The following is a 21,263-nucleotide window of genomic DNA, read 5'->3' as shown; positions in this document are numbered from 1 at the left end:
ATCAATGATCGTCATAAAAGTTCAAAAAGTCTGTTGACACCGGGCGGCTGCCCTCGTACATCGCTCTCCGTCGCCCAGATGGCGGAATTGGTAGACGCGCCAGCTTCAGGTGCTGGTACTCGCAAGGGTGTGGAGGTTCGAGTCCTCTTCTGGGCACCATTCCATTTTTGATCTTAGCCAGATCAAGAACTTAGCCGAAAAAACAGCAACATATAGCCGACCGGTAAACACCGGGAAGCGTGTTGCTTTTTTCGCTTTTTCCAGTTGTGAAAAAACTGCTAGCTAGGCCGCTTCCGTTTTACCGGAAGCCCTGCCGTCCTGTCAGAATTATGATTGACCTTGCAGCGTTACGGCTGAGCGTCCTTATCGCCGCTGTTTTGCGAATGCTGTTCGCAATTCGGCGTACAGGACAGCACGGTGCGCTCCGTCTGGCGGAAAACGCGAACCGTATTGCCCTCGTCGATAGAGACGAGAATGCGTTCATCCACGATTGGATTGCCGTCGGCATCCAGAAGCACGAGATTTGTCGTGCCGAAACTGCGACCCGTCAGAACAATGGTGGTGGCATCGGCAACCGTGGCATCGGCGACCTTGGAGTTGCCGACAATAACCTTGCTCACGGCGCGGTCGAGACGAAGGACACGGGCGTGGTTCATCGAAACACGCAATATGTCATCCTCAGCAAAAGCAGGCTGCAGCGAACCCGATAAAAAGATGGACAAGCCGACCACAATTTTCGCCAGTTTTCCGGATGACACGCGTTTGGTCCTTGCTTACTACCGCACTTTGTTGCTCCGCAGAATGCGCGGTTTTAGTGAATGAAGCGTTAAATGGCATAAATCTGCGCAGCGGATGGTAACCATGCGTAATATATTGATATTTCCATACCTCTCTGACCCGCCTCAAAACTGAACACCTGCACCTACCCCCAAGGAAACTTGGTCAAAGACGAGAAACGGTCAGCCGCGGAATATATTTGTTTGTCAGCAAATATAAAAATACAATCAATACTTTTTATTTTTATTTACCAAAAGAAACTCATCCTGCCGTTTACTTTGAGTTAATCGTTTTTTTTAAGCGCTTGGAAATCGCTCGGCTGTAGTTTGAACGCAACCGAACAACGGAGAACAGTTGTCGGCGTGCTGAACCAACACAAGTTAGGAGAGACCCCATGACCAAGATTTTCGCTCGTTTCCTCAAGGACGAATCCGGCGCGACCGCTATCGAGTACGGCTTGATCGCTGCCCTCATCTCTGTCGCCATCATCGGCGGCGCCAAGACCCTGGGCAGCAGCCTCAGCACCCAGTTCGAGAACCTCGGCAGCTACATGAACGTTGCGAAAAACCCAGGTTGAAACTGGATTTCATTGTGTTGCGCTGGCTACCGTCGGCGCAACACAATTTGTAATCATAGGCAGATCTAAAAATCATGACAGTAGCGGCGATATTCCTTGTTCTTCCATTATGCCTCAGCTTCGCCGCGCTGAACGACCTCTTCACCATGACGATTCCCAACAGGATACCGCTCATCCTGTTATTTTCCTTTATGATCGTCGCGCCAGTTTCAGGCATGGACTGGCAAACTTTTGCCCTTAGTTTCGTCGCCGGCGCCGCAGTCTTTGCCACCTGTTTTGCGCTCTTCGCCGCCAATGTCATGGGCGGGGGGGATGCGAAACTCCTGACCGCCGCGGCGATCTGGTATGGCTTCAACATCTCCGTCATCGAGTTTCTACTTGCGGTCACCTTTATCGGCGGCGCTTTGACGGTCGGCATCCTTCTTTTGCGAACACGCTCAAGAGAGATCATGGCGGCTGGAATTCCGGTACCCGATTCCCTGCTGGTGGCAAAAAAAATCCCTTACGGTATCGGAATAGCGATAGCTGGTCTTCTAACCTATGGGGAAACGCCGCTTGTGAAAGCCGCCATTGCGAGCCTTTCTTGAGTAATCTTGAGCGTTAAGCATCGGTTAACTACAAATCCAAGCATAATATTAACCATAATTATACCAATGGCGCGCCATCCTGACGGGAGAAGAATCTGATTCCCTCAAGGATCGAGCATGAAACCGTCGCGTATTGTCATCCTTTCCGTTGCCCTGGTGGCCGCCGGTCTTGCCGGTCTTGTCGCCATGCAGATTTCCGGCGCCAAGCAGGTCATCGAAAAAGCGGAAACGATCATCCAGAAAGAACCGACGGTCAACGTTCTGGTCTCTTCGGTCAATCTGCCCGTCGGCAGCCGACTGAACGACAGTTCCGTGCGCTGGACACCCTGGCCACAGGGCAATGTGATCGACAGTTTCATAACGGAAGCGAAAAGGCCTGACGCCGTCACCGAACTCACAGGCGCGGTCGTGCGGCTGCCTCTTTTCGAAGGTGAACCGATCCGGCCGGAAAAAGTGGTCGATTCCAGCACCCGCATCATGTCTTCCCTATTGCCGGCCGGAAAACGCGCTGTCGCGACAGAGATTTCCGTCTCGACCGGCGCGGGCGGTTTCGTGCTGCCCAATGACCGCGTCGATGTGATCATGGTCCGCAAGGGCGATAACGGTAACTTTCTGACCGAAAATGTTTTGAACAATGTTCGTGTGCTCGCGATCGATCAGCAGATCAAGGAAGGCAAGGACGGAACCTCGGCGGTGGTCGGCGCAACCGCTACACTGGAACTGACCCCTGAACAGGCCAAGATCATAACGGTGGCGCAACAGATGGCGGATCGTCTCACGCTCGCCTTGCGCTCGGTCGCCGATGCACAGGAAAACGACACGCTTTCGGCCGGCCATCTTCTCAATGGAGGTTCCGGACAACCGGAAATTCAGGTGATCAAATCCGGCTCGATCGTGAAAAGCGGTCAAGGAGCATCACAATGACCGGGGAGCTCATGACAAAACGTCTCAAACAACGCCTGCGTTCATCGATGGCGGGTGGGCTCGCATTCTGCCTGGCCTTTTCAGGTGTTCCCGGCCAGTATTCCCCCAAGTTGCTGCGCGTCAGCGAAGCACAGGCGCAAAGCGCAAGCATCGTTCGGATCACCCAAAGCGGCGCAGGTATTCGCAAGCGCCTGAACCTCGGCTTGAACAAGGCGCTGGTTATCGACCTGCCGGAAGATGCCCACGACATTCTCGTTGCCGATCCGAGCCTTGCCGACGCCGTGACCCGCACATCCAGACGTATCTATCTCTTCGGTAAAACGGTGGGACAGACCAACATTTTCATTTTCGGTGAAGGCGGCAGGGAGATCGTCAGCATCGATCTGGAGGTGGAGCGCGACATCTCCGGGCTTGAGGCCAATATCCGTCGTTTTATTCCCGAATCGGACATCAAGGTGGAAATCGTCTCGGACAACATCGTGCTTACCGGATCGGTGCGCACACCGCAGGACTCGGCACGCGCCGTCCAGCTTGCAGACGCCTTTCTGAAAGGCGGTGAGGCCACCACCCGCAACATATCGCTGACGGGCGGCGACAATGGCGGCGATGCAGCAATTTTTGCCGAGCGCCGGCAGGTATCGCAAATCGTCAACATGCTGACGATCGAAGGTGAGGATCAGGTAACGCTGAAGGTCACCGTTGCCGAAGTCAGCAGGCAGGTTCTGAAGCAGCTCGGCTTCAACGGCTCGATCGGCAGTACGACAAGCGGCAATGGTTTCGAATTCGCAAATCCGTCCAACCTTGGCAATGCTATCGACGGTGCGTCCAGGATCGCGAGTGGTGCGATAGGTTCAGGCTCCCTCAGATTCGCCTCCTACCTCAACGCCATGGAACAGGCCGGCGTCATGCGCACATTGGCCGAACCAAGCCTGACGGCAATTTCCGGGGAGCAGGCAAAGTTTTATGTCGGGGGAGACTTCCGCATTGCCGCGCAACAGGATGTTTCGCTCGACAAGGACACGAATACCACGGTCGTCAAACGCGAGGTGGAGACGGTTGACTATGGCATTACGTTGAACTTCAAGCCGGTGGTGCTTTCACCAGGCAGAATAAGTCTCAAGATCGAGACCAACGTGTCCGAACCCACCTATGAAGGCAATGTCGTCACCGGCAATTACGGGCGTGGCATTCCAGGCTCGACCTACATGTCGGTGCGCAAGCGCGAAACCTCCACAACGGTCGAGCTTCCCTCCGGCGGATCGATCGTGATTGCGGGCCTTGTTCAGGACAATATCCGGCAGGCCATGTCCGGGCTGCCGGGCATCTCGAAAATTCCGATCTTCGGCACGCTTTTCCGCAGCAAGGACTTCCTGCGCAATGAAACGGAACTGGTCATCATCGCAACGCCCTATCTGGTGAGACCCGTTGCCCGCAACCAGATCGCCCGGCCGGATGACAACTTCAATCCGGAAAACGATGCCGCCATGTATTTCATGAACCGCGTCAACAAGGTCTATGGCCGCAAGGACCAGGTTCAGGCGGCTCCCTATCAGGGATCCGTGGGGTTCATCTACAAATGACGACACACGCACAAAATCCCCTCGCAGCAGCGAGCCCGATCCAGACAGGAAACGTTATGCAGGAAACCTCTTCCTCCTTTTCCATCTTCCTGTCCGGAAGGAGGGCCGGTCTCGTCACCGTGGTCGCACTTGCCGCCGGCCTGCTGCAGGGCTGCGCGCGCGATCCGATGACCACCAATGCCATTCCCGACGATTATCGCACACGCCACCCGATCACTCTGTCGGAAGCGGAGCATTCGCTGGACATTCCCATCTCGGCCGGCGACAGCCGGTTGACCACTGCGGCGGCCGACAATGTCCGCGGCTTCGCCCAGAATTATGCGTCCATGTCGACGGGTGTCATCAATATCCAAATTCCGTCCGGATCAGCCAATTCGGCGGCGGCGTCACGAATGGCGAAACAAATCCGCTCGGCGCTTTCCGGCGCGGGCGTGGCGCCAGGCAAGATCATGGAGACGCGCTATGCCGCTTCGCCGAACGGCGATGCCGCGCCCATCCGCCTGAGCTATGTCGCCGTCACCGCCATGACCGGCCAGTGCGGCCAATGGCCCGAAGATCTTTCGGACAATACCTTCGCCAACAAGAACTGGTACAATTTCGGCTGCGCTTCACAGAGCAATCTCGCGGCCCAGATCGCCAATCCCATGGATCTGGTTGGCCCGCGCGGCATGAGCCCGATCGATGCCGAACGCCGTGCGGTCGTCATCGAGACCTATCGCGGCAAGCCCTCCACGGTGACGGCAGATTGATGCGGATCCAACATTTGTCACGGCAGGAAAGACGATGAGCGCTGTAGAATACGATATCAAGCCAAGCGGTGGTCCAGAAGCCGAACCGCCGGTGCGCGCCTCGGATATGGATCGTCTGCGGCCCCTGCCCCGCATTTCCGTTCACGCTTTCTGCGTCAGCGACAATATGCAGGCCGTCATGGACGCACTGTCCAGTGACCGGCGGATGAGCAAGGTTACCTTGCGCGTGACGAAGGGCGACATCAATGCGGCTGCCACGATGTTTTCCGCGTCGCCCACGCCCAATCTCATCGTTCTTGAAACGGCAAGCTCAACCGCCTCGCTGCTGGACGATCTCGCGCCCCTGGCGGAGGTCTGCGATCCCTCCACGCGTGTCATCATCGTCGGTCGACACAACGACATAACGCTTTATCGCGATCTCATCCGCAACGGCATTTCCGAATATCTCGTCGCGCCGATCAATATGGCCGATCTCTTGGCTTCTATCGCCGCGATCTTCGTCGACCCCGAAGCGGAGCCGCTGGGCCGTAACATCGCTTTCATTGGCGCCAAGGGCGGCGTGGGTTCATCGACCATCGCGCATAATTGCGCCTTCGGCATATCGAGCCTCTTCTCCACGGAAACCATTCTGGCGGATATGGATCTTGCCTATGGCACGGCCAATATCGATTTCGATCAGGATCCCGCCCAGGGCATGGCTGAGGCGGTCTTTTCGCCGGAGCGACTGGACGAGGTGTTTCTCGACCGTCTGCTGACCAAATGTTCCGATCATCTGTCGCTGCTCGCGGCACCGTCGCTTCTCGACAGGACCTATGATCTCGATCGTCAGGCATTTCTGCCGATCCTCGAGGTTTTGCAGCGCAGTGCGCCCGTTGCGGTTCTCGATCTTCCCCACCAATGGTGCGACTGGACCCGGGCAGTCCTTGCAGAAGCCGACGAGGTGATCATTACGGCGGTTCCCGATCTCGCAAATCTGCGCAATACGAAGAATCTCTTCGACGCGCTGATCAAGCTGAGACCCAACGACAAATTACCGCATCTCGTTCTCAATCAGGTCGGTATGCCCAAACGTCCGGAAATCGCACCGGCGGATTTCCTCGAGCCGCTGGAAATCGAGCCGATCGCGATCATTCCATTCGACGCGCAATTGTTCGGAAATGCCGCCAATAGCGGACGCATGATCAGCGAGATGGATGAAAAATCCCAGACGGCGGAAACCTTCTCGCAGATCGCCCACACCATCACAGGCCGCTCCGTGCTGCGCAAAAGCAGACGCGGCGGCCTGGAAAAACTGAAGAATATTCTCAAGCGCAAGTAGGTCTTCTGCCTGCGCCCTTAGACGGAAACGCCGATGTTCGGAAAACGCGGGCCTGAAGGCCCAGCCAGGAGCACGAAGCCGGAACCTGTTGCACCTGTGTCCATGCAGGCGGCGACGGTGTCTGAGCCTCGTTCTCTTGCAATTGACACTCTTGAGCCCGGCCAGTCACCCGTCACGCGTCAGGCCACCGCGAGCCCACCGCCCGCGCAGCGAAAACGCGCCCGCACGGAAGACTACTATAATACCAAGAGCCAGGTATTTTCCGCACTTATCGATACGATCGATCTCTCACAGCTCGCCAAGCTCGACGCGGAAAGCGCGCGCGAGGAAATTCGTGATATCGTCAATGATATCATCACGATCAAGAACTTCGCCATGTCGATTGCCGAGCAGGAAGAACTGCTCGAAGACATCTGCAATGACGTTCTGGGCTACGGGCCGCTGGAACCGCTTCTCGCGCGCGACGACATCGCCGATATTATGGTCAACGGCTCCGGCCAGACCTTCATTGAAGTCGGCGGCAAAACGATCGAGTCCGATATCCGCTTTCGAGACAATGCGCAGTTGCTCTCCATCTGCCAGCGCATCGTCAGCCAGGTCGGCCGACGCGTGGATGAGTCGAGCCCGATATGCGACGCACGCCTACCGGACGGATCGCGCGTCAATGTCATCGCACCACCGCTTGCCATCGATGGCCCGGCGCTGACAATCCGAAAATTCAAGCGGGACAAGCTGACGCTCGACCAGCTCGTGCGTTTCGGAGCGATCACGCCCGAAGGCGCGACATTGCTGAAGATCATCGGTCGCGTCCGCTGCAATGTCGTCATCTCGGGCGGCACCGGCTCGGGCAAGACAACACTTCTTAACTGCCTGACGAGCTTCATCGACAAGGATGAACGCGTCATCACCTGCGAAGACACTGCCGAACTGCAGCTGCAGCAACCGCATGTGGTGAGGCTCGAAACGCGTCCGCCGAATATCGAAGGGGAAGGCGAGATCACCATGCGCGATCTCGTCAAGAACTGCCTTCGCATGCGGCCTGAGCGCATCATCGTCGGCGAAGTGCGCGGGCCGGAAGTTTTTGACCTGCTCCAGGCCATGAACACCGGTCATGACGGCTCAATGGGAACGCTGCATGCCAATACGCCGCGCGAATGCCTCAGCCGTATCGAATCGATGATCGCCATGGGCGGCTTCACCCTGCCGGCCAAGACCGTGCGCGAAATCATCTCAGGCTCGATCGATGTCGTCATTCAGGCCGCGCGTCTGCGCGACGGATCACGCCGGATCACGCAGATCACGGAAGTGATCGGCATGGAAGGCGACGTCATCGTTACCCAGGATTTGATGCGGTACGAGATCGAAGGCGAGGATGCCCAGGGCAGGCTGATCGGCAGACACGTATCGACCGGTATCAGCAAGCCGCATTTCTGGGATCGCGCACGCTATTACGGCGAAGAAAAACGTCTGGCGGCCGCGCTCGATGAGATGGAAAAGACATCCTAACGGAAAGCGACTGCCATGGACCCGACAATAGTGTTACTGGCTGTACTTGTCGCCATCTCGGCAGGAGCGCTCGCTTATGCCTTTCTTTTCCAGCAGATAGAGGTCGAAAAAAAGACCACCAGCCGCTTCAAGCGGGTGCAGGCCGCAGAGACAGATCACACCAATATCAAAGCCGCACGCGACCGGGTCCAGGAACTCAGCAAGCGCCGTAAATCCATGCAGGACAGCCTGCGGGATATGGAAAAGAAACAAAACGAAAAGGCGAAAAAAGCAAAGAATGTAAGCCTGCGCGATAAGCTCGTACAGGCCGGGCTGGCAATTTCCGTCCGGCAATTCCACCTTCTCAGCGCTGGCGCGGCGGGTTGTGCCGCTTTCATTGCCCTTATCTATGGCCTGTCGTTACTGATCGCTCTCCTCATAGCCGCCGTTGCGGCCCTGGGTTTGCCACGCTGGGTATTGGCATTTCTCCTCAAGCGCCGGCAGAAAAAATTCCTCGAGGAGTTTCCCAATGCGCTTGATGTCATGTGCCGCTCGATCAAGTCGGGCTTGCCGCTGAACGACGCGGTACGACTGATCGCCTCGGACGGTCAGGAACCGGTGAAAACGGAGTTTCAGCGGGTTGTCGATGCGCAGCAGGTGGGTATCGGAATCCCGCAGGGCATTGAGCGCATGATGCTGACCATGCCGCTTTTCGAAGTCAGCTTCTTCAGCACGGTCATCAATATCCAGGCCCAGGCAGGTGGCAATCTTTCGGAGGCATTGTCCAACCTTTCCAAGGTGTTGCGTGATCGCAGAAAAATGCGCGCGAAAGTAAACGCCCTGTCCATGGAGGCCAAAGCGTCTGCGGTCATCATCGGCGCGTTGCCTTTCATCGTAATGTTGCTGGTACACCTCACATCGCCGGACTATCTCTCGGTTCTTTTTACGGATGTCCGCGGACACATGATTCTGGGGGCATCCGGATTGTGGATGCTCATCGGGATTTTCATCATGCGTCAAATGATCAATTTCGATATTTGAGGGGCGGCCATGACAGGAAATCTCTTCTCCCGCCTGACGGATCCGCAAACGATCATCGCCATTCTCGTCACTCTGGCGGTCTTCGCGACCCTCTATACGCTGATCGTGCCTTTCCTGGAGCGGAAAGATCTTGCCAAGCGGATGAAAGCCGTCTCGTCGGAACGGGAACTCATTCGTAGCCGCGAGCGCGAGCGTCTGGCGACCGCAACGCGGGAGGGCAAGACCTCCCTTCGTGGCAATAATAATAAGTCCGCACGGCGGATCGTTGAAAAATTCAATCTCCGCGAAGCGCTTGCTGACAAGAACACGATGAACAAGCTGCGCGCCGCCGGTTTCCGCTCTCAGAATGCGCTCAATACGTTTCTTGCTGCGCGGTTCGTCCTGCCGTTCATTTTTCTGGCTGTGGCATTCACCTGGGTTTTCCTTCTCGGAAACCTGGCTGACCAGGCTTTTGTCGTTCAGCTGATGGCGGTGCTTCTTTTCGGCTATGTCGGCTTTTATGCCCCCAATATCTATGTTTCGAACCGCATGACCAAGCGGCAGGCCTCAATCAAGCGGGCATGGCCGGATGCACTTGATCTGATGCTGATCTGCATCGAATCCGGTGTCTCGATGGAAGCAGCCATGCGCCGCGTGGCGGAAGAGATGGGTGAACAGTCACCTGAACTGGCGGAGGAAATGATCCTGACGACAGCGGAGCTGTCCTTCCTGCAGGACAGGCGCATGGCGCTTGAGAATTTCGGCATGCGCACCCAGCTGGAAGGCGTCAAAAGCGTGGTGCAGGCGCTTATTCAGGCGGAGCGGTATGGCACCCCGCTTGCCCAGGCCCTGCGTGTTCTCGCGCAGGAAGGCCGGGATGAACGAATGAATGAAGCCGAGAAAAAGGCGGCTGCACTGCCGCCGAAACTGACCGTGCCGATGATCCTGTTTTTCCTGCCGGTACTCATTGCCGTCATTCTCGGGCCAGCCGGCCTTCGCGTCATGGATACGTTCTAACGAGGTCATACGCCAGCAGGCTTGTCGCAACAGAAGTCATGATGCCTGCGGTTCACACCGGCCAGTGCATCCGAAAGCATATCAACCAGCCGGTTTACCGTCTTTTTTCGCCAGTTGCTGCCAGGAGTTCTGCTGGGAAAGCATTGCACGCAGATAGGTGAGATTCGCCTGCGCCTGCTGCGCGGAGAGTTCCTGAACCGCGATGCGCTCGGCTTCGGCAAAGCGGCCCTGAAGACCGACCACGAGCGCGAGGTTCTGACGGACGCGGCTATCGGCGCCCGGCTGCGCGATGGCCGATTGCAGATATGTTTCGGCAGTGCGCGGATCGCTCGACAGGACATAGGACATGCCGAGATTGGACAACACGCTTGGATCGTTCGGCTTCAGGTCAAGCGCCTGCCTGTAGCGGGAACGTGCCTCGTTCGAGCGTCCAAGCTGATCGAGCACGGCGCCTTCGGCGGAATATAGCCGCCAATCCGGCCTGTCCGGCGTCTGTGCCCTCTGAATGGTCGAAAGCGCCTGCTCCAGCTGGCCGGCGGCCGCTTGCGACTTACCATAGGCGGCAAGGACATCACGGTCGGCTGGATTGGCGATGGCGATCTGCTGCATGACGGCGAGAGCCTGTGTGTTCTTGCCGGTCATCATCAGCACGCTGGCATAATTCATGCCCACCGATTTATCCTTGGGGCTGCGTTCATAGGCTTTGCCGGCGCTCTGTTCCGCCTGGCGAAGCTGCTCCATGTTCATGTGATCATAGGAGCGTGTGGCGGCGGGAATGGAGCCGGTGGACATGCGGTCCGGCTTGTTGGTGCTAGCGCATCCTGAAACCGCAAGAACCAATGCGGCAAAACATGCACCCCGCAGCAACCCTGTCCGGCCTGTCTCGTCCAAAGAAAATGCAGTCATGGCAGCGCCCCCGCCCAAGAATGATTAATCTTGCGCCCGACACACGACAGACTCACATGACGCAACTTTCGCTTAAGCAATAATCTGTTAACCCTAACAGAGCGTTAATCGCACCGATTCTCGACATTTACGGAAGCATATAATGGCGCCCTATCAGTTCATCGAACGCCCGACCCCCTTCAGCTCCAAGGCCGGCAGCACATTGCCGGTTTTCGCCGTCACGCCAGCCCATATCGAACAGGGCGCTATCGATCCTGTCGCTCTGGACTGGGCGAAGAAGGCGGGGTTCAAGGCAGAGGCAGGGGCCATTCTGCTCGTTCCTTCCGCCGATGGTTCACTGGGCGGCGTGCTTCTCGGCCTCGGCGGCAATCCATCCGAAATTCCCTTCATCACCGGCAAACTCGCCCGTGAGCTGCCGGAAGGCGAGTGGCACATCGAGACCGCACCGCTGACGGCCAATCGCCTCGCTCTCGGCTTCGGCCTCGGCAGCTATCGCTTCGACAAATACAAGACCACGAAAACCAGCGGGGCGAAGCTTCTCATTCCGCAGGATGCGGAAGACGGCGAGATCAAGCGTGTTCTGGCCGGCGTTTTCCTCGCGCGTGACCTCATCAATGTCCCGGCCAACGACATGGGGCCGGACGAGCTTGAGATCGCCTTCCGTGCACTTGCCGCCCATTACAAGGCGAAGGTGAAGGTCACCACCGGCGACGATCTGCTCAAGGAAAACTTCCCACTGATCCATGCCGTCGGCCGGGCCAGCGAAAGCGCGCCGCGGCTTCTGGAGATGAACTGGGGCAAGAAGGGCAATCCTCGCCTCACCCTCGTCGGCAAGGGCGTCTGCTTCGATACAGGCGGCCTCGATATCAAACCCGCCGCTTCCATGGCGCTGATGAAGAAGGATATGGGAGGTGCGGCCAATGTCCTCGGTCTTGCGCTGATGATCATGGATGCGAAGCTGCCGGTCGATCTTCGCGTTCTCGTGCCCGCTGTCGAAAACTCCATCTCCGCCAATGCCTTCCGTCCCGGCGACATCTACCGCAGCCGTAAAGGGCTCACCGTGCAGATCGACAATACCGACGCCGAAGGCCGTCTTGTTCTGGCAGATGCGCTGGCCTATGCGGACGAAGATGCGCCGGACCTGATGATCGACATGGCGACGCTGACCGGTGCCGCACGCGTCGCGCTCGGCCCGGATCTGCCGCCCTTCTACACCGATGACGAGGATCTGGCGCATGATATCGCGGAAGCCAGCATCGATACGGACGATCCGCTGTGGCGCATGCCGCTTTATATGGGCTACGACAAGGATATCCGCTCACGCGCAGCCGATATCACCAACGCGCCTTCAGGCGGCATGGGCGGATCGATCACCGCCGCCCTGTTCCTGAAGCGTTTCGTCACCAATACCAGGCGCTGGGCACATTTCGATATTTACGGCTGGTCTCTGAGCGAGAGGCATCACTCATCGATTGGCGGGGAGGCGCAGGGTATCCGCGCACTCTTCCACTACATCGCACACCAGTTCGCTAAGTAATCTGCTGATAGGTTCGGGCTTCCACGGGCGCTTCCTCAACCGGAGCGCCCGTTTTCAATTCGGAGCATTCCGGATGGAAAACCGGGCCCAACTTTTCCTGGAAAAGCTTTAAACCAGAACTTTCTGTTCCTTGTGGTCTTCTTCGCCAAAGAACTTCAGGTAACGTTCCACTTCGGCCGGGTCGCCGGTGGCCTTCTGCGGATTGTCCGAGAGTTTCACGGCCGGCCGGCCATTGGCGTCGCTCACCTTGCAGACGATGGAGATCGGCTTGAGGCTGGCGATGGTTTTTGGCGCGCAGCCGGCAAAATCATTCGTCAGATTGGTGCCCCAGCCGAAGCTCATGCGAACCCGCCCTTCGAAGTGCCTGTAGGTGTCGATAATGGCGTCGACATCGAGACCATCGGAGAAGATCAGCATCTTCTTGCGCGGGTCACGGCCCATCTTCTGCCACCACTCGATGATCTTTTCCCCGCCTTCGATCGGCGGCGCGCTGTCAGGGCGGAAACCCGTCCAGTCTGCCACCCATTCCGGCGCATTGCGAAGGAACGCGGCGGTTCCGAAGGCGTCAGGCAGCACGATCAGCAGGTTGCCGCCATAAAGCCGGTTCCAGTCCTTCAGGACCTGATAGGGGGCTGCGGCCAGTTCCTCATTCGTTTGCGCCAGCGCCGCGACCACCATCGGCAGTTCATGCGCGTTCGTACCCACGGCTTCGAGATCGGAATCCATGGCGAGCAGAACATTGCTCGTACCGGTAAAGGCAGGCCCGATGCCTTCCTTCAGCGCCTCGACGCACCAGCGCTGCCAAAGGAAGCTGTGGCGGCGGCGGGTGCCGAAATCGGAAATGCGCAGGCCCGGCAGCTCCCGCAGCCGCTCGACCTTCTCCCACATCTTGGCCTTTGCACGGGCATAAAGCACATCAAGCGTGAAATAACCGAGCGAGCGCATGGCGCTGCGCGAGCGCAGCTCGTTGATGATCGCGAGCGCCGGGATTTCCCAGAGCGTCGTATCCATCCAGCGGCCGTGGAAATTCAGCTCATATTGCCCGTCGCGCTTGAAAAGCTCGTATTCCGGCAATTGATAGCTTGAAAGCCAGGAGAGAAATTCCGGCTCGAAAATCTGCGAGCGACCGTAAAACGTGTTACCCGCAAGCCAGATGTTTTCCTTCTTGGAAAGACGCAGGGTGCGCGCATGATCGAGCTGTTCGCGCAGTTCCATCTCGTCGATCTCTTCCGCCAGCCGCACCGTCTTGGTACGGTTGATCAGCGAAAACGTCGCATCGACTTCCGGATAAAGCTTCCAGATCATCTGCAACATCAAGAGCTTGTAGAAATCCGTATCGATCAGGCTGCGGACGATCGGGTCGAGTTTCCAGGTATGATTATGGACACGGGTGGCTATATCGGTCTTCGTCATACTCGCATTCCCCAATATCGGCCAAGGTCAGAACAGCCGATGTCACTCCGCACCCCGGCAGGTATCAACCTGTCATGCGGAAAGATTTATCTGAAAAAGCGACAACAAGTCCAGAGCGCTGGCCCGGCAAATGCCCGCCGCGACCGCCCGCGCATCGATTTTCCGAAGACCGCAAAGGGGTTTTCGGTCCGGTGTTCAAACCATGCGGCTTCAGAAGGTCGGGTCGACGGGGTTTATGCCGGGATACCAGTCCTTGGAGACGGGATTTCTGCCGCCGAAACTGGAAATTCCGTTTTCGTCGGTACAGCGATACCCCTGAACGGGAAGCCCACGGCTGCCGAAAACATCCCGGTAGGGACCTCGGGAATATCCGGTCACACCCAATGCGCTATGGCAGCTGTAGCGGACCTTTGGCTGCAGCGTGCGCGGATCCTTGACGCCGGGCAGGTTTGCATAGGCATCCGGCGCGGGAGCAAAACCGTTCTGGAAAACAGTCTGCGCCTGCGCCGACGCGCTCAGCAAAGCCGCTGTAAAGATCGTTGCCAATCGTGTCGCCATTCTTGTCTTCATCGATGCCGGTCCCGTACCATCATTCAACCGATGTAGGCTGTCGGCGACCTCCACACAAAGGGCGTGGCAGGCACAATTTCGTGAAAGCCGCCGTCTCAGGCCTCCAGCCGGCGGTACGCCGTTGGCTTTTGATAAAGCCAGCCAATGCGTTCAATGGCCGCATCAAGATTTTCGCGTGCGACATTCATCGTATGGCCATTGGCATGCAGCAACGTTTCCTCGTTTTCCATGAGACCGACATGGCCCTTCCAGAAAACCAGATCGCCGCGGCGCAATTCATCCCGCTCGATTTCCACGCCGAGCGACTTTACCTGCATGTCGGTATCACGCAGGACCCGCCGGCCCGTCATGGCCATGGAAAGCTGCACGAGGCCGGAACAATCGATACCGAAGCCGGAGCGGCCGCCCCAGAGATAGGGCGTTTCGATAAATCGCAGCGCCACCGCCACATAATCTTCGTCAAGCGCCACGTCGACGGCCTGGCAGTGGGCGGCGATGATGCCTTCGCCTTTTTCGGTCAGCAGGTAACGGGTGCCGCGTGTTTCCGCTTCGCCGACGATGCGGATCAGGCTACCCATGGACAGCGCTGCGACCGGCGGTTTGCGCAATTCAGCGGCTGGGTAGAGAAAAGTGCGCGGTGCAATCACCCGATGGGTGGCGGTGGCGACATCACCGATCGCCGTTTCCGGCACGTAGCCGGCATACCCATCCGCATCCGCCTGCACCCATGCCCAGCCGTTGGCCCTGTCGAAAACACGGATAGTTTCGCCAAACAGCAGCTCGGTATCGATGCCGGCGGCAAAATCGGGCGTCGGCCGCAGGCCAGTAACCGGCAACACGATCTGGGCGGCCGTGCCGCTGACGAAACGTTCGGCCTGCACCGCGCCCTGCAGTTTTTCATCGGCAAGGTCGGAGCGGAAGACATTCAGGCGGCGGTCGAGCATCATGGGTTCACATCCAGAGGTTAGATCTTGCGCGCCTGATCAATAATCAGATCGCCGAATTTTTCCAGATAAAGCGCACCGGCCACCGTGCGTTTTATCACAACATTGCGCTTGTCCCGCTCATCCCGGACCCGATCGACCAGACCGAGAGCGCCCAGACTGTCGAGCGCGCGGGTAATGACCGGCTTGGTGACACCCAGCATGGCGGCAAGACCCCGCACGGTGTGGGGGGGCGGCACGAGATAAATCTGCAGCAGGATGGCGGTTTGACGCAAGGTCAAATCCGGCTGATCGTCAACGACCTGCGCCGTGGATACACGATGCCAGAGCCCCAAGGCCCCCGTGGGCGACAATTGTGCAGGCAAGCCGTGACCCTTCCAGTCGTTATCCTACCGTTTTCATTCAACAGAGCGAAAAACTCAAGAACCATCCCGCACAAACAAAACCGCCGCACGGCGCAGATCCGAAAGATCGCGCGGCGCGGCGGCGTTTGTTGACCCGTTTTCGAGCCATAATGTCCCCTCTGGACTTGCGAATTAAGATGCAGGAAGCGTGCCAGTTTTGCTGCGGCGCACAAGTACAAGTAAAAACAGCGACTTAAGGAGCTTATTCTGCTTGTGGCTGAATTTTCCACAAAGAGTGACTAGCAATAAAAACAGGCAAAAAAGAATTCAATGCTTAAAAACTGCCTTCCGCCGCGACGGCGGAAGGCAAGGACAATCGCGGATCAGATTTCCGCGCCGCGTGCGGCATCGACCGCGTCGGCATTCTGCTGCCGGTTATAGCGGATCGACGACCAGAGCGAGATACCGATCAGGCCCGCACCGCCAAGGCCCGTGATGACCTCGGGTATATGCACCATGGTCTGCACGTACATGATGACGGACAGGATGAGGATCGCGTAGAAAGCGCCGTGTTCGAGGTAGCGATATTCGGCCAGTGTCCCCTTCTCCACCAGCATGATGGTCATCGAACGGACGTACATGGCGCCGATGCCGAGGCCGATGGCGATGATGAAGAGGTTCTGCGTCAGCGCGAAAGCGCCGATCACGCCGTCGAAGGAGAAGCTGGCATCCAGCACTTCGAGATAAAGAAACGCGCCGAAGCCGCCCTTTGCAGCACCTTCCAGCATCTCCTGACTGCGGTCGAGAATGCCGCCAACGACTTCCACCAGCAGGAAGGTCAAAAGACCCCAGATCGCCGAATGGAAGAAGGTGTTGGCCGCGACCGGACCGAGCGCGGGATCATCGCTTGCGCCGATGATGCGGGAAAAGACCAGCATGACGACAAGCACGAAGGCGATCTCGATGCCCTTGACGGAGGAATAGATCGCCGCCTTTTCTTCGATCCAGCGCACCCAGTGCACGTCCTTTTCGTGGTCGAAGAAGAAGTTGAGACCGACCATCATCAGGAAGGTGCCGCCGAATGCCGCAATCGGCAGATGGGCGTCCCGCATGATTTCCGCGTAACGTTCCGGCTGCGTGGCCGCCATCACGATTGCCGTCCACGGACCGACATTCGCAGCAACGACGACAATCAGCAGCGGGAAGACGATACGCATGCCGAAAACGGCGATCAGGATACCCCAGGTCAGGAAGCGGTGCTGCCAGACCGGCGTCATATCCTTGAGCTTGTTGGCGTTGACGATGGCGTTGTCGAAGGAGAGCGAGATTTCCAGCACCGCCAGAACGACGCAGATGAAGAAGATCGTCGCCGTGCCGCCCACCGTTCCGGTCATTTCCCAACCGAGATAACCGCCGAGGATCAAACCGACCACGGTGACGATAAAAGCCCATTTGAAGTAGGAAAGCGTTTTTTTCTGGGTGGCGCTCATGTCCGGTCACCTCCCAAAACGAGGGCGTTTGCGGACGGACGCGGGGCGTCAGCCCGCACGCGGAGAGCACGCGCGCGAAGCACATTCAGGTTTTTCATAGTTTTTAATCCGCCGGCCAATTTTTGCAGGCGGTACCGACATCACGAGAGCGCCGTAAAACTCTCGCCAGAGGGGCCCGGCACCTTTGTTTCCTCTGCCCTTGCGAGACAAATCATCGCAGGGCCCCTTCTTACTCCCTGAAGATCACGCCTTCGTCAAGTCCCGTGATTGTGACCAAAGATCAAACCTGCTCCGCAGCCAGTCTTTCGGCGGTTTCAAGGCGGCGCTTGAGCGTATTTTCACGAAAGAAGATGTAAAGACCGGAAAGGACGATCAGGCCCGCGCCGACGACGATACTCGTCTGCGGCACATCACCGAAGAACAGCCAGCCGAAAATCACCGCCCAGAGCAGCAGAGTATATTGCAGCGGCGCGACGGTGGCGGCATCGGCGAGTTTAAGCGCCCGGTTGACCAGCACATGCGCCGCCATGGCGACGACGCCGAGCAGGCCGAGGAAGGCCAGATCGAAACTGGACTGAACCGGCAGCCAGCCCGATGGCGTGAGGAACACCGCGACAATGCCCGCAAGTGCCGCACCAATGATCTGCCAGAAGGCGAGCACCGTATCCGGCGTATTGCGCAGCTGGCGGCCGGACAACATCATGAAGGCGAAGGCGGCGCTGCCGAGTATGGAAAAGAGCGCGGCGGAGGTGAGACTTGCCGAGCTGGGTTTGAGCGCGATGAGAACGCCGACAAAACCAATGGCGATTGCCGTCCAGCGACGCCAGCCGACCTTTTCTCCGAGCAGAAACGGCGAGAGCGCCGCCACGTAAATCGGAGCCGCGAGCCAATAGGTCATGACGTCGGCCAGCGGAAGAGACGCGACCGCGAAATAGAAACAGAAAAGCTCTGCGGTGGAGAAGAAGACACGCGCCACCTGAAGGCCAGGCCGCTCGATTTTCACGAGGCCGGAAAGACCGGATCTCCAGACGATGGGAACAAGGATGACAAGCGCTGCGGCGCTGCGGATCAGGATCACCTGACCCTGGCTATAGGTAGAGACGAGCCATTTTCCCATGGCGTCGTTCAACGCGAAAAGCAGCATTCCAAGCAGCATGACGGCCACGCCGAGGCCCGTCGGCGAAAGCTTTCGTATCATAGTCGACATGTCAGTTCCGATCTCCCAATGGTTGCATTGGTCGTCCAACCAGCCATCCTTTGTCAAGCCCAGAACGGCTGGTCCCGTGCAATTAATAGTACTAATATATTGGCACGCAGATATCAGGTGAAGATGCGTCGCTCTTCGGCCACGAGTTCCTGGAGAAAATCGACCACCGTTCGGACCCGGACCAGTTGTCGGGCGGATTCGTGATAGGCCGTCCAGTAGGATCGGCTGATGGTAAGATGGGGCATGATCCGCAGAAGCTCGGGATATTGCCCGGCGATATAATTATGCAGGATGCCGATACCCGCACCTGAACGTACCGCCTCGGTCTGGCCGGTAGCGCTCGAGATTTCAAAGGCGGCATCCCAGTCACGCATGATCTCGCCGGTAAAATTCAGCGAAGGCGAGAAGATGAGGTCTTCCACATAACCGATCCGCCGGTGGCGCTTCAGCGCTTCAATATCCGCAGGCGTTCCATATTCGGCCAGATAATCCGCCGAGGCGTAGAGACCCAGCGAATAATCGGTGAGCTTTGAAAACATCAGCCTGCCCTGCTCTGGTCTTTCGATGGTGATGGCGATATCGGCCTCACGCTGTGACAGGGAGAAAGAGCGCGGCACCGGCACGAGCTGGATTTTCAGATCGGGATAACGCGCCGTCAGCCGGCCAAGTCGCGGGGCGAGGAAGGAAACACCGAGGCCATCAGGCGCGCCGATGCGCACCGTTCCCGCCACAGCCGTATCAACACGGCCGAGATTGGCCTGTGCATTTAGCATTTCGGTTTCCATGCGCTCCGCCCCGGCAAGAAGACGCTGTCCCTCCTCCGTCAACTCGCAGCCATTGGTGCTTCGCAGAAAGAGTTGCGTGCCGATCGCCGCTTCAAGTGCTGAAATTCGCCGGCTGAGGGTGGCGTGGTTGACGCCGAGCTTTCTGGCGGCGGAAAGAAACTGTCCGCTTCGCGCCACGCTTAGAAACAAACGCACATCATCCCAGTTCACGGCGCCCTCCTTATGTGCATTTTTGCACAATGGATGCTTATTTCAGGCGATTGATTTGTGCAAATCGAAAGGTAATGCTGCGCCATCACATTCTGGAGGAAAACCCATGAAGGAAATCGGTCATTTCATTAACGGCAAGCATGTGCCCGGCACCAGCGGCCGCACATCCAATGTCTACAACCCGGCCACCGGCGAAGTGCAGGCGACTGTCGCACTTGCGAGCGACGCCGAGCTGCGCGCCGCCGTGGAAAGCGCCAAGGCTGCGCAGCCGAAGTGGGCCGCCACCAATCCGCAGCGCCGCGCCCGCGTTTTCTTCAAGTTCGTCGAACTTCTGAACCGCGATATCAACGAACTGGCGGTGCTGCTTTCCAGCGAGCATGGCAAGACCGTCGAAGATTCCAAGGGTGACATCATCCGCGGTCTGGAAGTCTGCGAATTCGTCTGCGGCATTCCGCACCTGCAGAAGGGTGAGTTCACCGAGGGCGCAGGCCCGGCCATCGACATGTATTCGATCCGCCAGCCGGTTGGCATCGGCGCAGGCATCACGCCGTTCAACTTCCCCGGCATGATCCCGATGTGGATGTTCGCCCCGGCGATCGCCTGCGGCAACGCCTTCATCCTGAAGCCCTCCGAGCGCGATCCGTCCCTGCCGATCCGCCTTGCCGAGCTGATGATCGAAGCCGGTCTTCCGGCCGGCATTCTCAACGTCGTCAATGGTGACAAGGGCGCCGTCGACGCCATCCTGACCGATCCTGACATCGGCGCGGTTTCCTTCGTCGGCTCGACGCCGATCGCCCGCTACGTCTATGGCACCGCCGCCATGAACGGCAAGCGTGCGCAGTGCTTCGGCGGCGCGAAGAACCACATGATCATCATGCCGGATGCCGATCTCGATCAGGCAGTAAACGCACTGATGGGCGCGGGTTACGGCTCGGCCGGCGAACGCTGCATGGCCGTTTCCGTTGCGGTTCCGGTTGGCGAAGAGACGGCAAATCGTCTCGTTGAAAAGCTTATCCCGCAGATCGAAAGCCTGAGGATCGGCCCCTACACCGACGACAAGGCCGATATGGGCCCGCTCGTTACCAAGGAGGCGCAGACGCGCGTCAAGGGACTGATCAACAGCGGCGTTGAACAGGGTGCGAAGCTGCTGGTCGATGGCCGCGACTTCAAGCTGCAGGGCTATGAAGACGGCTATTTCGTCGGCGGCTGCCTGTTTGACCACGTCACCCCTGACATGGACATCTACAAGACGGAAATCTTCGGACCGGTTCTGTCCGTCGTTCGCGCCAAGAATTACGAAGATGCGCTCGAACTGCCGATGAAGCATGAATATGGCAACGGCGTTGCGATCTACACCCGTGACGGCGACGCTGCCCGCGACTTCGCAAGCCGCATCAACATCGGCATGATCGGCATCAACGTTCCGATCCCGGTTCCGCTCGCCTACCATTCCTTCGGCGGCTGGAAGGCTTCGAGTTTCGGCGATCTCAACCAGCACGGCACGGATTCGATCAAGTTCTGGACGAAGACCAAGACGATCACCTCACGCTGGCCGTCGGGCATCAAGTCGGGTGCCGAATTCGTCATGCCGACGATGAAATAAGCCGAAAATCCGGCAATCGGAAAAAAGCCCCGCTGTTTTTTGCAGCGGGGCTTTTTTGATTAAAAGAAAACCAAAATCATCAAGTTTTTCCTTCAAAATATTTCCACTTAAAGATGTTATGTCGTAAGACAGCGGTTGCGGCGTGGGGACGCCGCCAGACCGACGATAGCGGGGAAGCCTGCAGCTCAATCTGCCCGGAGAGGGGCATGCCATGAGGGAC

20 protein-coding genes and 1 tRNA gene are annotated in these 21,263 nt (G+C 57.9%); 12 read left to right on the top strand and 9 right to left on the bottom strand.

Going from position 1 to position 21,263, the window contains the following annotated elements:
• Positions 1 to 72 precede the first annotated feature (72 nt).
• Positions 73 to 159 (top strand) — tRNA-Leu (locus CFB10_RS07685).
• Between the two features lie 188 nt (positions 160 to 347).
• Here CFB10_RS07685 and CFB10_RS07680 read toward each other — a convergent pair.
• Positions 348 to 758 carry a pilus assembly protein N-terminal domain-containing protein gene (locus CFB10_RS07680; protein WP_051091645.1) on the bottom strand — a complete coding sequence of 137 codons (411 nt, stop codon included), beginning with the start codon at positions 756 to 758 and terminating at the stop codon, positions 348 to 350.
• 413 nt (positions 759 to 1,171) lie between these two features.
• On the opposite strand from CFB10_RS07680, the gene CFB10_RS07670 reads away from it, so the two are divergent.
• The 9 genes from CFB10_RS07670 (at position 1,172) to CFB10_RS07630 (ending at position 10,034) form a co-directional block, all read left to right on the top strand.
• Positions 1,172 to 1,354 carry a Flp family type IVb pilin gene (locus CFB10_RS07670; protein WP_020011162.1) on the top strand — a complete coding sequence of 61 codons (183 nt, stop codon included), beginning with the start codon at positions 1,172 to 1,174 and terminating at the stop codon, positions 1,352 to 1,354.
• Positions 1,355 to 1,428: 74 nt separating this feature from the next.
• Positions 1,429 to 1,941 carry a prepilin peptidase gene (locus CFB10_RS07665; protein ID WP_020011163.1) on the top strand — a complete coding sequence of 171 codons (513 nt, stop codon included), beginning with the start codon at positions 1,429 to 1,431 and terminating at the stop codon, positions 1,939 to 1,941.
• Between the two features lie 117 nt (positions 1,942 to 2,058).
• Positions 2,059 to 2,865, top strand: a complete 807-nt coding sequence (cpaB, locus tag CFB10_RS07660; RefSeq protein WP_020011164.1) for a Flp pilus assembly protein CpaB — start codon at positions 2,059 to 2,061, stop codon at positions 2,863 to 2,865.
• Positions 2,862 to 4,445: a type II and III secretion system protein family protein gene (locus tag CFB10_RS07655; protein WP_020011165.1), complete on the top strand. Its 1,584-nt coding sequence runs from the start codon at positions 2,862 to 2,864 to the stop codon at positions 4,443 to 4,445. The genes cpaB and CFB10_RS07655 overlap by 4 nt, the downstream gene beginning before the upstream one ends.
• A gap of 56 nt (positions 4,446 to 4,501) precedes the next feature.
• Positions 4,502 to 5,194 (top strand): CpaD family pilus assembly protein, encoded by a 693-nt coding sequence (locus CFB10_RS07650; protein WP_020011166.1) that lies wholly within the window; start codon positions 4,502 to 4,504, stop codon positions 5,192 to 5,194.
• A gap of 34 nt (positions 5,195 to 5,228) precedes the next feature.
• Entirely contained in the window at positions 5,229 to 6,512 is a 1,284-nt protein-coding gene (locus CFB10_RS07645) for a CpaE family protein (protein WP_020011167.1), read from the top strand.
• Between the two features lie 33 nt (positions 6,513 to 6,545).
• Positions 6,546 to 8,018 (top strand): CpaF family protein, encoded by a 1,473-nt coding sequence (locus CFB10_RS07640; RefSeq protein WP_020011168.1) that lies wholly within the window; start codon positions 6,546 to 6,548, stop codon positions 8,016 to 8,018.
• 15 nt (positions 8,019 to 8,033) lie between these two features.
• A complete protein-coding gene (locus CFB10_RS07635; protein ID WP_020011169.1) occupies positions 8,034 to 9,038 on the top strand; it encodes a type II secretion system F family protein in 1,005 nt (334 codons plus the stop codon).
• 9 nt (positions 9,039 to 9,047) lie between these two features.
• A complete protein-coding gene (locus CFB10_RS07630) occupies positions 9,048 to 10,034 on the top strand; it encodes a type II secretion system F family protein (protein ID WP_020011170.1) in 987 nt (328 codons plus the stop codon).
• An 81-nt stretch (positions 10,035 to 10,115) separates the two neighbouring features.
• On the opposite strand, the gene CFB10_RS07625 is transcribed toward CFB10_RS07630, so the two are convergent.
• A complete protein-coding gene (locus CFB10_RS07625; protein ID WP_020011171.1) occupies positions 10,116 to 10,826 on the bottom strand; it encodes a tetratricopeptide repeat protein in 711 nt (236 codons plus the stop codon).
• A 256-nt stretch (positions 10,827 to 11,082) separates the two neighbouring features.
• On the opposite strand from CFB10_RS07625, the gene CFB10_RS07620 reads away from it, so the two are divergent.
• Entirely contained in the window at positions 11,083 to 12,477 is a 1,395-nt protein-coding gene (locus CFB10_RS07620; RefSeq protein WP_020011172.1) for a leucyl aminopeptidase, read from the top strand.
• A 108-nt stretch (positions 12,478 to 12,585) separates the two neighbouring features.
• On the opposite strand, the gene pncB is transcribed toward CFB10_RS07620, so the two are convergent.
• The 7 genes from pncB to CFB10_RS07585 form a co-directional block, all read right to left on the bottom strand.
• A complete protein-coding gene (pncB, locus tag CFB10_RS07615) occupies positions 12,586 to 13,890 on the bottom strand; it encodes a nicotinate phosphoribosyltransferase (RefSeq protein WP_003507389.1) in 1,305 nt (434 codons plus the stop codon).
• Positions 13,891 to 14,100: 210 nt separating this feature from the next.
• Positions 14,101 to 14,460 (bottom strand): hypothetical protein, encoded by a 360-nt coding sequence (locus tag CFB10_RS07610; RefSeq protein WP_026363818.1) that lies wholly within the window; start codon positions 14,458 to 14,460, stop codon positions 14,101 to 14,103.
• A 95-nt stretch (positions 14,461 to 14,555) separates the two neighbouring features.
• On the bottom strand, positions 14,556 to 15,407 hold the full coding sequence (locus CFB10_RS07605; protein WP_020011174.1) for a C40 family peptidase: 852 nt from the start codon (positions 15,405 to 15,407) through the stop codon (positions 14,556 to 14,558).
• Positions 15,408 to 15,424: 17 nt separating this feature from the next.
• Positions 15,425 to 15,769 carry a MarR family winged helix-turn-helix transcriptional regulator gene (locus tag CFB10_RS07600; RefSeq protein ID WP_026363819.1) on the bottom strand — a complete coding sequence of 115 codons (345 nt, stop codon included), beginning with the start codon at positions 15,767 to 15,769 and terminating at the stop codon, positions 15,425 to 15,427.
• Positions 15,770 to 16,131: 362 nt separating this feature from the next.
• Complete coding sequence (locus CFB10_RS07595) at positions 16,132 to 17,238, bottom strand: DUF475 domain-containing protein (protein WP_020011176.1); 1,107 nt, start codon at positions 17,236 to 17,238, stop codon at positions 16,132 to 16,134.
• Positions 17,239 to 17,518: 280 nt separating this feature from the next.
• Entirely contained in the window at positions 17,519 to 18,445 is a 927-nt protein-coding gene (locus CFB10_RS07590) for a DMT family transporter (RefSeq protein WP_170940897.1), read from the bottom strand.
• A 113-nt stretch (positions 18,446 to 18,558) separates the two neighbouring features.
• Complete coding sequence (locus tag CFB10_RS07585; RefSeq protein WP_026363820.1) at positions 18,559 to 19,440, bottom strand: LysR family transcriptional regulator; 882 nt, start codon at positions 19,438 to 19,440, stop codon at positions 18,559 to 18,561.
• Between the two features lie 106 nt (positions 19,441 to 19,546).
• Here CFB10_RS07585 and CFB10_RS07580 point away from each other — a divergent pair, with 106 nt between their 5' ends.
• Complete coding sequence (locus CFB10_RS07580) at positions 19,547 to 21,043, top strand: CoA-acylating methylmalonate-semialdehyde dehydrogenase (protein ID WP_020011179.1); 1,497 nt, start codon at positions 19,547 to 19,549, stop codon at positions 21,041 to 21,043.
• Positions 21,044 to 21,263: the final 220 nt, after the last annotated feature.

This window comes from Agrobacterium sp. 719_389, assembly GCF_900188475.1.
Lineage (GTDB): Bacteria > Pseudomonadota > Alphaproteobacteria > Rhizobiales > Rhizobiaceae > Agrobacterium > Agrobacterium radiobacter.
Note: the sequence above shows the minus strand (reverse complement) of the source record. Positions and strands in the feature narration are given on the sequence as shown.